Here is a 13,035-nt window from a genome sequence, read left to right as displayed (position 1 = left end):
CCTGACGTCTGTTGTCAGGTGCATTGGAGTGGCGGGGGACGACCTCTGGCTGGCGCGTACACAACAATCACATGGCGGACGGATGAGCCTTGGATGGACGTACGTCCCGTACGCTGCGGCCCCATGAATGACGTGCAAACGAAGGTCGCGGTGGTCACGGGAGCGGGGTCCGGCATCGGCCGGGCGGTCGCGGTGGAGCTGGTGCGCGGTGGCTGGTCCGTGGCCCTCGCGGGGCGGCGGGTGGAGGCGCTGGAGGAGACCGCGTCCCTCGCCAAGTCCGCGGACGCGCTGATCGTGCGTACGGATGTGGCGCGCGAGGAGGATGTGGCCGCGCTCTTCGACGCGGTGCACTCGCGTTTCGGGCGGGTCGATCTGCTCTTCAACAACGCGGGGACGTTCGGGCCCGGTGGGGTGCCGCTGGAGGACCTTTCGTACGACGCGTGGCGTCACGTCGTCGACACGAATCTGAACGGGGCCTTCCTGTGTGCGCAGGCGGCGTTCCGGGCGATGAAGGCGCAGTCGCCGCAGGGGGGTCGGATCGTCAACAACGGGTCGATTTCCGCGCATGTGCCGCGGCCGCACTCGATTGCCTATACGGCGACGAAGCACGCCATGACGGGGCTGACTAAGTCGTTGTCCTTGGACGGACGGCCTTATCGGATCGCTGCGAGTCAGATCGACATCGGCAACGCGGCGACGGATATGACGGAGCGGATGCAGACCGGGATTCTGCAGGCCAATGGGGCCATGGCGGTTGAGCCGGTGATGGACGTGGCGGATGTGGCTCGTACCGTGCGGCACATGGCTGAGCTGCCGCTCGAGGCGAACGTCCAGTTCGCGACGGTTATGGCGACCAACATGCCTTATATCGGGCGCGGATAACTACTTTTCCCCCACCCCGCCCCTTCCCGTAGGACTGCCGTCGGCTTGAAAAGACTGTCCTCAAACGCCGGACGGGCTGATTCATCAGCGATGAATCAGCCCGTCCGGCGTTTGAGGACACAGCTCCGCAGGATTTCGGGAAGGGGCGGGGCGGGGGAAGAAGAGAGACCTCGCTGTAAGTTGCCGCCATGCCACTGACCAGCCAAATCCTCCGCTACACCGCCTTCTCCGCCGACCCCGCCGGAGGCAACCCCGCCGGGGTCGTCCTCGACGCATCCGCTCTCGACGACAGCGGCATGCTCGAAATCGCCGCCGACCTCGGCTACAGCGAGACCGCCTTCCTCACCCCGGACGGCACCCTCCGCTTCTTCTCCCCGAAGGCCGAGGTCGCCTTCTGCGGGCACGCCACCGTGGCGACGGCCGTGGCCCTGGCCGAGCACGGCGCAGGACCCGGCGACTACGTGTTCAAGACACCCGCCGGCGAGATCCCCGTGAGCGTCCGCGAGGTCGACGGTGAGCTGCGCGCCACCCTCACCAGCGTGCAGCCGCACGTGAAGGAGATCGCCGAGGCGGACCTCGCCGAGGCGCTGGCGGCGCTGGACTGGCCCGCCCGCGACCTGGACGAGAACCTGCCCCCGAGGATCGCCTTCGCGGGCAACAACCACCTGGTGATCGGCGCCGCCACCCGGGAGCGCCTGGCCGATCTGTCGTACGACTTCGACCGGCTCAAGCAGCTGATGGAGCGGCTGGAGCTGACCACCGTCCAACTGGCGTACCGGGCGGGCGAGTCCGTCTTCCACGTTCGTGACCCGTTCCCGATCGGCGGGGTCGTCGAGGACCCGGCGACCGGCGCCGCGGCGGTCGCGTTCGGTGCGTACGCGCGCGAACTCGGCTTGGTGGAGGAGGAGTCGGTGCTCACGCTCCACCAGGGCGAGGACATGGGCCGCCCAGGTGTGCTCACCGTGACGCTGAAGGCCGGAGACTCGCGGGTGCGGGTCTCCGGCACAGCGGTGGCGCTCAGCGCGTGAGGCGCGTCATCAGCGGGTGAAGCGCACCGGCAGGTGCTTGATCCCGTTGATGAAGTCCGAGCGCATCCGCCGCGGTTCACCCGCCGGCTCCACGTTCGGGAAGCGGCGCAGGAGCGCCCGGGTGAGGGCCTTGATCTCCGAGCGGGCGAGACCTGCGCCCAGACAGAAGTGCGGTCCGCCGCCCCCGAACGCGAGGTGGTCGTTCGGGGTGCGGCGGGGGTCGAAGGTGAACGGGTCGGGAAAGACGTCCTCGTCGCGGTTGGCCGAGGTGTAGAAGAGGACTGCCTTCTGGCCCGCCTTGACGGGGACGCCGCCGATCTCGGTGTCGCGGGTCGCGGTGCGCCGGAAGTTGTGGATCGAGCCGTTCCAGCGCAGGAACTCCTCGGTGGCCGACGACCACAGCGCGTCGTCGTCGATGCCCGCGACGAGTTCGGCCCGCACCTTCGGCTGGTCGATCAGCGTCAGCAGCGTATGGGCGAGGAGATTGCGAGTCGTCTCGTTGCCCGCGACGCACAGCGTCACGAAGAACATGTTGATCTCGTGCGCGGTGAGCTTGTCCCCGTCCACCTCGCCGTGGACGAGCGCGCTGGTGATGTCGTCGCGCGGGTCCACGAGGCGGGCGGCGGCCAGTCGGTCGCAGTAGCCGTAGATCTCGGCGGCCGCTATCTGGCCGTCCTCCTCGGTGTTGCGGAAGTCCGGGTCCTGGAAGCCGACCATGCGGTTGGACCAGTCGAAGATCCGCCCCTCGTCCTCCGCCGGGATGCCCATCATTTCGCAGATGACCTGCAGCGGGAGCAGGGCCGCCATCCGCTCCACGAACTCCAGCTCCACACCCTCCTCGACCTGGTCCGCGAGGACGGCCGCCCGTCGCTCGATGTCCTCGACCAGCTTGCGGATCATGCGGGGCGCGAACCCGGCGTTGACCAGGCGGCGGAAGCGGCTGTGCTTGGGCGGGTCCATGCCGACGAGGGTGAGCGCGAGGCTCTCCAGGGCCTCGGGGGTCTGGTCCCGGATGAAGAACGAGCCCTTCTCGACGGACCACACCTCCGGGTTGCGGCTCGCCTCGATGATGTCCGCGTGCCTGGTGATGGCGAAGAAGCCCTCGCCGACCGGGAGTTCGTGCCAGTGCACCGGGTCCTCGCGGCGCAGCAGCGCGAACTGGTCGTGCGGGACCTCTCGGGCCCAGGTGTCTTCCAGGAGGTTGATGGAGTTGAGTGCGGGTGCCGTCATGACTTACGTCCCTTCGGTGGTACGTCGAGACCGCGTGGCACGTCGAGGCCGCGTGGTACGTCGAGTCCGAGGAGCCCTGACAGGCCGCTGACGACCAGCTCCTCGGGGATGGCGCCCGGCTCCAGGCGGTGCTGCAGCGCGCAGCCGAGCAGCACGCCGAGCACCAACGCGCCCGTCTCGTCGGGCGGATGGGGCAGTACGGTCCCGGTCGCCTCGGCCCAGTCGGCAAGGCCCTCGCCGAGGTCGGCGCGGACCTGCGCATAGCGCTGCGCGAGGGGCGCGCCCACCTGCGGGTCGCGGGCGCCGTGCAGCCAGAGTTCGACCTCCAGGAGCAGCCAGGAGTCGCCGCGGTCCTCGGCGGGGCGGGTGAGGGCGGCCCACATGGCGGCGAAGTGCGTGCCGGACTCCGGGGCTTGGTGGATCTCGGCGGTGAGCTGTGCGGCCGTACGTTCCTTCCACACCTCCAGGAGCGCGAGCAACAGCCCCTCCTTGCCACCGAAGTGGCTGTAGAGCGCCCCGGTCGTGCGCTCGGCCGCGTCGGCGACGGCCTCCGCGGACACCGCGTGGAAGCCCTTGCGGGCGAAGAGTTCGGCGGCGGCGTCGATCAGGCGGGTACGGGTCTCGGACTTGCGCTGGGCCTGGGTGCGTCGGGCCATGGCCATGGGTCCCCCGGGGGTCGGCCAGATATATCGGGTCGGCGATATAAGTTGTGGTGGTTCGAGGAACCCATACATCTGATGGGTCGTCAAGAGTTCACACGGTTCCGCTTGTTGGGGACCGTGTAGCGATCCATGGGACCCTGCCGCCCATGAACAGCGACCTTCCGCCCTGGCCCACCATCGACCGCCTCACCGATTGGCTCGACGCCGCCAACGACCGGCCGCCCGAGGAGGAGCTGCTGTTGCGCATCCTCAAAGTTTCCGAGGAGGCGGGCGAGGTGGCGCAAGCGGTGATCGGGGCGAAGGGGCAGAACCCTCGCAAGGGGGTGAGCCACAGCTGGGACGACGTACAGGCGGAACTGTGCGACGTGATCATCACCGCGATGACGGCACTGCGCACGCTCACCCCGGAGGCGGAGAAGGTCTTCGGCGCGCACCTTCGCAAGGTCGCCGAGAGATGTCTCTGAGGCGCCTCCGAGGCGCCTCTAAGGTAGGGATCATGGCGATAGACATGACGGAACTGGTCGAGATCACCTCCGAGGCCGAACTACGCGAGCTGCTCGGTGAACCGACGGCGCGGGCGGCGAACAAGTCGCGGGACTCGCTGCACGAGCTCGCCAAGGAATGGCTGGCCCACTCGTCGTTCTGCGTGATCTCCACGGCGGACGGCGACGGCCGGTGCGACGCCTCGCCCAAGGGGGACCCGGCCGGGTTCGTACACGTCCTGGACGACACGACGATCGTGATCCCGGAGCGCCCCGGCAACCACCGCGCCGACTCCTTCCACAACATCCTGGCCAACCCCCGGGTCGGCCTGCTCTTCATCGTGCCCGGCCGGCCCGACACCCTGCGGATCAACGGGCGGGCCCGGCTCGTCCGCGAGGCCCCCTTCTTCGACGCCCTGACCGTCCAGGGGCACCGGCCGAAGCTCGCGCTGGTCGTGGAGATCGAAGAGGTCTATTTCCATTGCGCCAAGGCCTTCCTGCGCTCCAAGCTGTGGAAGCCGGAGACCTGGAACCCGGACGCCCTGCCGTCCCGGGCGCGCATCTCCAAGACCCTGGAGCGACCGGACGACTCCCTCGAGGAGCTGGAGCGCCACTACGGGCCGAGCTATGCCGACACCATCTACGAGGGCTGAGGACATGGCCATGGACATCCCCGACATCCGCATCGACCCGCCCCGCACAGGCGACGAGCGCGAGACGCTGCGCGCCTATCTCGACTACCACCGCGCGACGCTCGCCATGAAGACCGAGGGCCTCGGCGACGAGGAGCTCCGCAAACAAACCATGCCGCCGTCGACGCTCTCGCTGCTCGGCCTGGTGCGGCACATGGCCGAGGTGGAACGGCACTGGTTCCGCCGAGTGATCAACGGCGAGGACATCTCGCACGTGTGGTCGGACAGCGGGGACTTCCAAGCGGCGTACGACGCCTCGGAGTCGACCCGTGCGGAGGCGTTCGCGGCCTGGGAGGCGGAGGTCGAGCAGGCCCGCCGGATCGAGCAGGCGGCCGAGTCCCTCGATGCCACCGTGCACTTCCCCAAGTGGGGCGGGGACGTGTCCTTGCGCCTCATCATGCTGCACCTCATCCACGAGTACGCGCGGCACAACGGCCACGCCGACCTTCTGCGAGAAGGGGTGGACGGAACCGTCGGGGCCTAAGAGCCTGTTTCTGAACCCCCGCCTGCGCCCCGACGCCCGGCACGCACTCTCACCGCACGGCGCTGCGCCCGCGCTCCGCGCGGACGACGGGGGTTCAGAAACAGGCTCTAAGCGGGCCCGGCAAGCCCCTCGTAGGGGTCGAACAGCGCGAGTTCCGCCGCCGTCGGGCGCTCGAACCACCCGTCCCACTCGTCCAGTTCGGCCTCGGCGATACGGAAGGTGCCCGGCGGCAGCGCGGCGTTGCGCGCCGTCAGGCGCCGCACCAGTTCCGCGCGCGGCGGATCGAGTACGCACAGGACGACGCGGGCGCCGAGCTCGCGGGCCCCGGTGCGGTAGTGGTCCCGCTCCTCGCGGGACCACAGGCCCCAGTCGACGACCACGTTGCAGCCGAGCTCCAACACCCGCCTGGCGACGTCCCATTGGACCTGCTCGACCGGGTCGCGGTGCTTGTCGAGCTCCGGGCCGCGCTCCTTGGTGTGCAGCCGGAACAGCCACTCGTCGGCGGTCAACCGCAGCGCGTCCCGCTCACGCTCGATGCGGCGGGCCAGGGTCGTCTTGCCCGAGCCGGGAAGGCCGCAGGTCAGGTACAGGGTCGGCACGGTGGGACAGGCTATACCGATGGCGTCAGGGCTCCACTCCATCCGCGTACGGCATGAACTGCCGTCGCCTGTACGGCAACCGCCCGGTGAACGGCTACCATCGCGCACACCTTCCCCGAGTTTTCCCGAGGTCAGGAGTGCTCACCGTGTCCCTGCCGCCGCGCCTGGGCGTCGCCGTCGTGACCATGGGCAACCGCCCCAAGGAACTGGGCGAACTGCTCGATTCCGTGGCGAAACAGGTCGTGCCGCCCGCGCGGATCGTGATCATCGGCAACGGCAGCCCGCTGCCCGACTTCCCGGGTCTGCCGGGCGAGTTGACGGTGATCGAGCTGGACGAGAACCTCGGCTGCCCCGGCGGCCGCAATGTCGCCCTGCGCAGGCTGCGCGAGTACGGCGACGTGGATGTGGTGATCGAGCTGGACGACGACGGGCTGCTCGTCGATCACGACGTGTTCCGCACGGTCCAGGACCTCTTCGCGAGCGATCCGCGCCTCGGGATCGTCGGGTTCCGCATCGCCGACGAGACCGGCGAGACCCAGCGCCGCCACGTCCCGCGCCTGCGCGCCAAGGACCCGATGAAGCGGGGCCTCGTCACGGCGTTCCTCGGGGGCGGGCACGCCTTCTCCACGAAGATGCTGGCCGAGACCGGGGACTGGCCGGCCGACTTCTTCTTCACGCACGAGGAGTCGGACCTGGCCTGGCGGGCCCTGGATGCCGGCTGGAAGGTCCTGTACGAGCCGAAGCTGCTGCTCCAGCACCCGAAGACGTCCCCCGCCCGGCACGCGGTCTACTTCCGGATGACCGCCCGCAACCGCGTCTGGCTGGCCCGCCGCCGCCTGCCGCTCCCCCTGATCCCGGTCTACCTGGGCGTCTGGACGCTGCTCACGCTGGCCCGCACCAGGTCGCTCGGCGGGCTCAAGGCGTGGGCCGGCGGTTTCGTGGAGGGGCTCAGGACCTCGTGCGGCGAGCGGCGGCCGATGCGCTGGCGGACCGTGTGGCGCATGACGCGGCTCGGGCGCCCCCCGGTGATCTGAACGGGACCCCGGTGATCTGAACGGGAACGGGATCAGGCGCCGCGGGCGGGCTGCCCGTGGACCAGCAGGGTGGTGCCCGCGAGACGGAAGCCCAGCCGTGCGTAGAGCCGGGCCACGGTCTCCAGGGCGTACGCGAGGAACACGGTCTGCACCCCGTGCTCACGGGCATGCTCGGCGAGGGCCACCGTGAGAGCGGCGGCCAGGCCCTGCCGCCGCGCGGTGGGCAGCGTGCCGACACCGCCGAGCTCGGCGGCACCGACCGCCGGGTGGTACTGGCCCGCCGCGAGCGGAGTGCCGTCGGAGTCGAGGGCGGCGACAACGACCTTGTGGCCCGCCCTGATGCTGGGCAGAAGCGTCCCGACCGTCCCGTCGTCGGTCAACTTCCTCGCTGCGGCCGCGAGTTCGGCGGGCCCCGCGAGACCGACCGCGGTCCCCGGCTCGTCGAAGGCCAGGAGCGGGAGGGCGAGGGCAGCGGGCAGCGCCGGGTCGTCGGCGTCCAGCGCACGCAGCGTCACACCGCCGGGGAGCGGCTGCGGAGACAGCTCCACGTCCTGGTCGAGCACCATCAACGGCCGCTCGGCCACGGCCCGCCCTTCACTCTCGAAGAGCCCCCGCAGCTCGGGCCGCACCTCCTGCACCCACTCAAAGGCCTCCGGCACACCCCGCTCCCGCTGCCGGGCCCGCACCCGCTCCAGGTCGGCGAGCGTGAGGGGCCCGGTACCGACGGGCCGGGCGTGGTCGGGCCCTCCGTAGAAGGGGGCGCCGGGCTCCTTGCGTACGAACAGCTCCAGCGGCCCGAAGTCCTCCACCTCGGAGAAGAGGCGGGGCACGGCGGCGTAGTAGTGCTCGATACGGGCGCGCAGGGCCTGCGGCGAGAGCACGGGAAGGGGAGAACGGGAGTGCGATGTCACCGGCGCATCCCATCACGGGGAGGCGAGGGGCGGAAGAGTCGGCCTGTACGCCGGGTTCTGTCTCCCCAGGGTCTTGCGGCCCAGGGGGAGGCGGCCATCCATCTAGGGCCGGCATTGCTGCCGGCCTCGTGCGGTCTACCCGCGGACTCGGGCGGGCAGCCCTCAGTCATCCGCGCAGGGTCCTGTTTCCAGGGCCCCTCTTGACCTTGCTCCAGGTGGGGTTTACCTAGCCGCCTGAGTCACCTCAGGCGCTGGTGGTCTCTTACACCACCGTTTCACCCTTACCGAGAACCGAAGCTCTCGGCGGTCTGTTTTCTGTGGCACTGTCCCGCGAGTCACCCCGGGTGGCCGTTAGCCACCACCCTGCCCTGTGGAGCCCGGACGTTCCTCGCCCATCACCCGAAGGTCATGGCCGCGGCCGCCCGGCCGGCTCTTCCGCCGTGCCGCCATCGTACCCGCAACGATCAGGGGCCGAATGCGCTTGACCTTGTCGCAGCGGCAAGGTTTCTACTGAAGGCATGCGGATCGGAGAACTGGCCGCGCTCGCCGGGGTGACCTCGCGGGCCGTGCGGCACTACCACCACCTGGGCCTGCTGCCCGAGCCCGAGCGGCGGTCCAACGGCTATCGCGAGTACGGCCTGCGGCACGCCGTCGAGCTCGCCCGGATCAAGCGCCTCACCGAGCTGGGCCTCGGCCTCGGGGAGGTCCGGGACGTGCTCGCGGACGACGAGGGCAAGGAGCTCGCGGAGGTCCTTGAAGAGCTGGACGCGGATCTCGCGCGGCAGGAGGACGCGCTGCGGGAGCGGCGGGCCCGGCTCAAGGTGCTGCTCGCCCAGGCGCGGGCGGGCCGGCTGCCCGCGGAGGGGCCGGTCTCGCCCGGCCTCGCCGAGCTGCTCGGGGCGCTGGGCCCTGCGACCGGTTCGGGGACGGCCGCGAAGGACCGGGAGCATCTGGTGCTGCTCGACAGCATGGCCGACCCCGCGGAGCGCGACCGGCTCGTCGACGCCCTGCGCCCGCTGGCCGAGGATCCCGAACTCGCCTCGCGGTCAAAGGAGTTGTACGCGAGGCTCGACGAGCTGGCGGAGGCGGGCGTGGACGATCCCCGCATCGCGCCCCTCGCCGCCGAGTTCGCCGCGTATATGCCGGATGAGCTGGTGAAGCTCATGGGCGCGTCCGGGGAGCGGGACAGGCAACACCCCTTCGGCGAGGCCTTCATGGCCGACTTCGCGCCCGCTCAGGCCGAGGTGGTGCGCCGCATGATCGAGGCGTTGGTGGTACGCGCACGGGGGTTGGCATGACGGGGAAGCGGGCCCTGCAGATCCTGCGCCGGCTCACCGTGCACGAGTTCAAGGCGGCGTACAGCCTGGTCCTGTGGGTGGGGCGGCGTCGGCACGAGGTGCGGGAGGGCGATCACCCGGCCGCGTACACGGGTCCCCAGACCGCGATGCTGTACGGGCTGCTCTTCGTGGCCGTCGTCGAGACCGTCGTGCTCGCCGTGCTCATTCCCTGGCCGGTCGTGCACGCGATGCTGCTCTTCGTGGACGTGTACACCATCATCCAGGTGATCGGTCTGCATGCCGCCTGTGTGACCCGGCCCCATGTGGTGGGCGCGGACGGGGCGTTGAGGGTTCGGTACGGGGCCCTCTTCGACCTGCGGATACCGGCCGATGACATCGCGCACGCGCGCGTGGACCGGCGTTATCCCACGGGCAGGCACTTCGAGTTGAGCGAGGACGGGACGCTGGATGTGATCGTCGGGAGTCAGACGACGGTCACTGTCGAGCTGGCGCGGCCCACTCGTTTCGTACGTCCCCTCGGTGCCGTCGGGCACGCGCGCGTGCTCCGTATCAACGCGGACGATCCGGGGGCCCTTGTGGCCGCGCTCAGGCAGGCGCGAACTGGACCTTCGCCGATCCCGGATCGGCCTGCGTGAGCCGGACCCGCAGGCGCTCGCCGAGCGGGAGCTTCGACTCGCCGCCCTCGATGCGGGCGATGACCGCGGGGTCCCTCAAGTGGATGGTGCCGACGGCCGGTTCGTGGTCCTTCACGTCCACCACGTAGGCGTCGAAGACCTCGCCGATGCGGTCCTTGAGCAGGGCCGCCTCGACGATGTCGACGCATTCGCGCTCGACGCCGTTGGCGCGGCGGGTGCCGTCGGCCATCGTCTTCGGGAGGTCGGGGAGGGCGGACAGGACCCACTCGGGCGGTTCCTCGTTCGCGACCGCGGCCAGGCAGATCTCGCCGGCGTAGCGGTCGACGAGACGGCGCAGAGGGGCCGTGCAGTGCGTGTACGCGGCCGCCACGGCGGCGTGGATGTGCGGGTCGGGGACGTTGCCGCCGGTGAAGACGGTGTAGCCCGCACCGCGCAGCAGGGTCGTGCACTCCTGGAGGAAGGCCGCGTGGTGGGCCTGGCGCGGGTCGAGGGCGCGGACGACCTCCGAGTACGGCACGTGGTGCGGCCAGTCGATGCCCAACGCCTTTGCCGAGCGGCGAAGGCGGCGGACCGCGCCGTCCGGGGCGGCGGGCAGGGTGCGCAGGATGCCGGTGCCGTGCGCGGTCATCAGGTCGGCGGCCGCCTGGCCGGTGAGCAGGGAGATCTGGGCGTTCCAGCCGTCGGCGGGGAGCGGGGCGCGGTAGCCGAGTTCGAACACCCCGTCGTGCTCGACGATCTCCTGCTCGGGGACGTTGAGGGAGATGCCGCCGCGTTCGACCTCCAGGCGTTCGCGGAGCAGGCCGATGTCCTTGAGGAGGGCCAGGGGTTCGTCGGCGGTGCCCGCGTCGATGGCCTTCTGTACGCCGTCGTAGTCGAGCTTGGCGCGGCTGCGGACCAGGGCGCGGCGGACGTCGGTGTCCGTCCTGCGGCCGTCGCCGTCGAGGTCGATCGTCCAGAGCAGGGCGGGGCAGGTCTGGTCGGGGAGCAGGCTCGCGGCGCCGTCGGAGAGCGTCGGCGGGTGCAGCGGGACCTTCTCGTCGGGGAAGTAGAGGGTGGTCACGCGGGCGTGGGCCTCTTGGTCGAGGGGGCCGCCGGGGGTGACGTAGGCCGCTACGTCCGCGATCGCGTACTGGACCCGGTAGCCCTTGCCGCGGCGCTCCAGGTGCATCGCCTGGTCCAGGTCCGTGGACGTGGGCGGGTCGATCGTGAAGAAGGGGATGTCCGTGGCGTCGCTGGAGGGGAGGCGGGGGTTCTTGGCGGCGTGGGCCGCCTCCGCGAGGACCTCCGGTGGGAAGTCGCGGGGGATCTCGAGCTTGGTGCGTAGCTCGGTCAGGGCTGTGCGCAGCGTGGCCTCGGCTGCGCCTGTCACTCGCATGTGGCGGCTGGGCATGTTGCTGAGCGTAGGGGCATTTCCCCCAACCCGCCCCTTCCCGGCTGTGACATCAGCGGCTGCCGCCGCGGGCTGCCGCCGGCTTCCGCCCTGCGGGCGGTGTCCTCAAACGCCGGACGGGCTGAAGAGGGCAAGCAAGGTCAGCCGGATACCCTGCACTGGGGCCGCACCCCTCCCCCGTACCACCCGCTAAGGAGAACCCGTGCTCGTCCTTCTGCCGCCGTCCGAGGGAAAGGCCTCCTCCGGGCGCGGAGCGCCGCTGAAGCTTGAGGGGCTTTCCCTGCCCGGACTCACCGAGGCGCGGGCCGCCGTGCTCGACGAGTTGGTCGAGCTGTGTGCCGCGGACGAGGGCAAGGCGCGTGAGGTGCTCGGGCTGAGCGAGGGGCTGGCCGGGGAGGTCGGCAAGAACGCCGAGCTGCGGAACGCCGGGGCCCGGCCGGCCGGTGAGATCTACACCGGTGTGCTGTACGACGCACTGGGGCTCGCGGATCTCGACACCGCCGCGAAGAAGCGGGCCGTCAAGTCCCTGGTCGTCTTCTCGGGGCTCTGGGGTGCGGTGCGGATCGGCGACCGGATTCCCTCCTACCGCTGCTCGATGGGGGTCAAGCTGCCGGGGCTGGGCGCGCTCGGTGCGTACTGGCGCGCGCCGATGGCCGAGGTCATGCCCGAGGCGGCGGGCGACGGCCTTGTGCTCGACCTGCGTTCGTCCGCGTACGCCAACGCCTGGAAGCCCAAGGGCGAGGTCGCGGGACGTACGGCGACCGTGCGGGTGCTGCAGTCCCAGATCGTCAACGGGGTCGAGAAGCGGTCCGTGGTCAGCCACTTCAACAAGGCGACCAAGGGGCGGCTCGTACGCGATCTGCTGCAGGCCGGTGCCGCGCCGGCCGGGCCCGCCGAGCTGGTGGAGGCCCTCGGCGATCTCGGGTTCGCGGTGGAGGCGCAGGCTCCGGCGAAGGCCGGGAAGGCGTGGCAGCTCGACGTGATCGTGACCGAGATTCACTGACCCTCAGGCATGGCGTTGCAGCATGCGCAACGGTCTTTGCGCATGCTGCATAGGCCCAGGCAGGATGGGGGCATGACTTCCTCCTCCTCTGTCCTGGACCTCGCCCCCGTCGTGCCCGTCGTGGTCGTCGAGGAGCTGTCCGACGCCGTCCCGCTCGCGCGCGCCCTCGTCGCCGGTGGGCTGCCCGCCATCGAGGTCACGCTGCGTACGCCCGCGGCGCTCGACGCGATCCGGGCGATCGCGGCCGAGGTGCCGGACGCCGTGGTCGGCGCGGGGACCGTCATATCCCCCGTGAATGTCGAGGAGTCGGTTGCTGCGGGCGCCCGCTTCCTGGTCTCCCCCGGGTGGACGGACCAGCTGCTCGACTCGATGAAGGGCTCCGGCGTGCCCTTCCTGCCGGGCGTCTCGACCACCTCCGAGGTGGTCGCGCTGCTCGAACGCGGTGTGCGCGAGATGAAGTTCTTCCCGGCCGAGGCGGCCGGCGGCACGGCCTATCTGAAGTCCCTCGGGGGTCCGCTCCCGCAGGCCCGGTTCTGCCCGACGGGCGGGATCAGGCTGGCGTCCGCGCCGTCGTACCTGGCGCTGAAGAACGTCGGCTGCGTGGGCGGCAGTTGGATGCTGCCCGGCGACGCGATCGCGGCCAAGGACTGGGCCCGCGTGGAGAAGCTGGCCCGCGAGGCCGCCGCCCTGCGAGGCTGAACGCGC

The 13,035-nt window shown here is 70.7% G+C and carries 15 protein-coding genes and 1 other RNA gene; 10 read left to right on the top strand and 6 right to left on the bottom strand.

What is annotated here, in order from left to right; genetic code table 11:
- Positions 1-123 precede the first annotated feature (123 nt).
- Both OG430_RS34245 and OG430_RS34240 read left to right on the top strand, forming a co-directional pair.
- Entirely contained in the window at positions 124-882 is a 759-nt protein-coding gene (locus OG430_RS34245; RefSeq protein ID WP_327356518.1) for an SDR family oxidoreductase, read from the top strand.
- A 188-nt stretch (positions 883-1,070) separates the two neighbouring features.
- Entirely contained in the window at positions 1,071-1,910 is an 840-nt protein-coding gene (locus OG430_RS34240; protein ID WP_327356517.1) for a PhzF family phenazine biosynthesis protein, read from the top strand.
- A gap of 9 nt (positions 1,911-1,919) precedes the next feature.
- Here the strand turns inward: OG430_RS34240 and OG430_RS34235 are convergent, their stop codons facing one another.
- Entirely contained in the window at positions 1,920-3,140 is a 1,221-nt protein-coding gene (locus tag OG430_RS34235) for a cytochrome P450 (RefSeq protein ID WP_327356516.1), read from the bottom strand.
- Complete coding sequence (locus tag OG430_RS34230) at positions 3,137-3,796, bottom strand: TetR/AcrR family transcriptional regulator (protein WP_327356515.1); 660 nt, start codon at positions 3,794-3,796, stop codon at positions 3,137-3,139. Before OG430_RS34230 ends, OG430_RS34235 begins: the two co-directional genes overlap by 4 nt.
- A gap of 152 nt (positions 3,797-3,948) precedes the next feature.
- Between OG430_RS34230 and OG430_RS34225 the strand changes: the two genes are divergently transcribed.
- The 3 genes from OG430_RS34225 to OG430_RS34215 are packed head-to-tail and all read left to right on the top strand — an operon-like array spanning position 3,949 to position 5,460.
- Positions 3,949-4,266: a MazG-like family protein gene (locus tag OG430_RS34225; protein WP_327356514.1), complete on the top strand. Its 318-nt coding sequence runs from the start codon at positions 3,949-3,951 to the stop codon at positions 4,264-4,266.
- Between the two features lie 32 nt (positions 4,267-4,298).
- Positions 4,299-4,937 carry a pyridoxamine 5'-phosphate oxidase family protein gene (locus OG430_RS34220; protein WP_327356513.1) on the top strand — a complete coding sequence of 213 codons (639 nt, stop codon included), beginning with the start codon at positions 4,299-4,301 and terminating at the stop codon, positions 4,935-4,937.
- 10 nt (positions 4,938-4,947) lie between these two features.
- Complete coding sequence (locus tag OG430_RS34215) at positions 4,948-5,460, top strand: DinB family protein (RefSeq protein ID WP_327356512.1); 513 nt, start codon at positions 4,948-4,950, stop codon at positions 5,458-5,460.
- A 107-nt stretch (positions 5,461-5,567) separates the two neighbouring features.
- Here the strand turns inward: OG430_RS34215 and OG430_RS34210 are convergent, their stop codons facing one another.
- Entirely contained in the window at positions 5,568-6,059 is a 492-nt protein-coding gene (locus OG430_RS34210; RefSeq protein WP_327356511.1) for an AAA family ATPase, read from the bottom strand.
- 146 nt (positions 6,060-6,205) lie between these two features.
- Here OG430_RS34210 and OG430_RS34205 point away from each other — a divergent pair, with 146 nt between their 5' ends.
- A complete protein-coding gene (locus OG430_RS34205) occupies positions 6,206-7,093 on the top strand; it encodes a glycosyltransferase family 2 protein (protein ID WP_442816604.1) in 888 nt (295 codons plus the stop codon).
- 32 nt (positions 7,094-7,125) lie between these two features.
- On the opposite strand, the gene OG430_RS34200 is transcribed toward OG430_RS34205, so the two are convergent.
- A complete protein-coding gene (locus OG430_RS34200; RefSeq protein ID WP_327356510.1) occupies positions 7,126-8,004 on the bottom strand; it encodes a GNAT family N-acetyltransferase in 879 nt (292 codons plus the stop codon).
- A 30-nt stretch (positions 8,005-8,034) separates the two neighbouring features.
- Positions 8,035-8,438: RNase P RNA component class A (gene rnpB, locus OG430_RS34195), an RNA gene on the bottom strand.
- Positions 8,439-8,522: 84 nt separating this feature from the next.
- Here rnpB and OG430_RS34190 point away from each other — a divergent pair.
- Positions 8,523-9,302: a MerR family transcriptional regulator gene (locus tag OG430_RS34190; protein ID WP_327356509.1), complete on the top strand. Its 780-nt coding sequence runs from the start codon at positions 8,523-8,525 to the stop codon at positions 9,300-9,302.
- A complete protein-coding gene (locus OG430_RS34185) occupies positions 9,299-9,937 on the top strand; it encodes a hypothetical protein (RefSeq protein ID WP_327356508.1) in 639 nt (212 codons plus the stop codon). The genes OG430_RS34190 and OG430_RS34185 overlap by 4 nt, the downstream gene beginning before the upstream one ends.
- On the opposite strand, the gene OG430_RS34180 is transcribed toward OG430_RS34185, so the two are convergent.
- A complete protein-coding gene (locus OG430_RS34180) occupies positions 9,888-11,327 on the bottom strand; it encodes an RNB domain-containing ribonuclease (RefSeq protein ID WP_327356507.1) in 1,440 nt (479 codons plus the stop codon). The genes OG430_RS34185 and OG430_RS34180 overlap by 50 nt on opposite strands.
- 202 nt (positions 11,328-11,529) lie before the next feature.
- Between OG430_RS34180 and yaaA the strand changes: the two genes are divergently transcribed.
- Both yaaA and eda read left to right on the top strand, forming a co-directional pair.
- Positions 11,530-12,330 (top strand): peroxide stress protein YaaA, encoded by an 801-nt coding sequence (yaaA, locus tag OG430_RS34175; RefSeq protein WP_327356506.1) that lies wholly within the window; start codon positions 11,530-11,532, stop codon positions 12,328-12,330.
- 72 nt (positions 12,331-12,402) lie between these two features.
- A complete protein-coding gene (gene eda / locus OG430_RS34170; RefSeq protein ID WP_327356505.1) occupies positions 12,403-13,029 on the top strand; it encodes a bifunctional 4-hydroxy-2-oxoglutarate aldolase/2-dehydro-3-deoxy-phosphogluconate aldolase in 627 nt (208 codons plus the stop codon).
- Positions 13,030-13,035 lie beyond the last annotated feature (6 nt).

This window comes from Streptomyces sp. NBC_01304, assembly GCF_035975855.1.
Lineage (GTDB): Bacteria > Actinomycetota > Actinomycetes > Streptomycetales > Streptomycetaceae > Streptomyces.
The sequence above is the reverse complement of the archived record's forward strand: the minus strand, read 5'-3'. Positions and strand labels throughout refer to the sequence as shown.

Excerpts from the sequence above, each read along its gene's own strand:
- OG430_RS34215 (WP_327356512.1), top strand. The coding sequence starts at position 4,948 with ATGGACATCCCCGACATCCGCATCGACCCGCCCCGCACAGGCGACGAG.
- OG430_RS34245 (WP_327356518.1), top strand. The coding sequence starts at position 124 with ATGAATGACGTGCAAACGAAGGTCGCGGTGGTCACGGGAGCGGGGTCC.
- OG430_RS34230 (WP_327356515.1), bottom strand. The coding sequence starts at position 3,796 with ATGGCCCGACGCACCCAGGCCCAGCGCAAGTCCGAGACCCGTACCCGC.
- OG430_RS34225 (WP_327356514.1), top strand. The coding sequence starts at position 3,949 with ATGAACAGCGACCTTCCGCCCTGGCCCACCATCGACCGCCTCACCGAT.
- OG430_RS34220 (WP_327356513.1), top strand. The coding sequence starts at position 4,299 with ATGGCGATAGACATGACGGAACTGGTCGAGATCACCTCCGAGGCCGAA.
- OG430_RS34240 (WP_327356517.1), top strand. The coding sequence starts at position 1,071 with ATGCCACTGACCAGCCAAATCCTCCGCTACACCGCCTTCTCCGCCGAC.
- OG430_RS34190 (WP_327356509.1), top strand. The coding sequence starts at position 8,523 with ATGCGGATCGGAGAACTGGCCGCGCTCGCCGGGGTGACCTCGCGGGCC.
- OG430_RS34180 (WP_327356507.1), bottom strand. The coding sequence starts at position 11,327 with ATGCCCAGCCGCCACATGCGAGTGACAGGCGCAGCCGAGGCCACGCTG.
- OG430_RS34235 (WP_327356516.1), bottom strand. The coding sequence starts at position 3,140 with ATGACGGCACCCGCACTCAACTCCATCAACCTCCTGGAAGACACCTGG.
- OG430_RS34185 (WP_327356508.1), top strand. The coding sequence starts at position 9,299 with ATGACGGGGAAGCGGGCCCTGCAGATCCTGCGCCGGCTCACCGTGCAC.
- eda (WP_327356505.1), top strand. The coding sequence starts at position 12,403 with ATGACTTCCTCCTCCTCTGTCCTGGACCTCGCCCCCGTCGTGCCCGTC.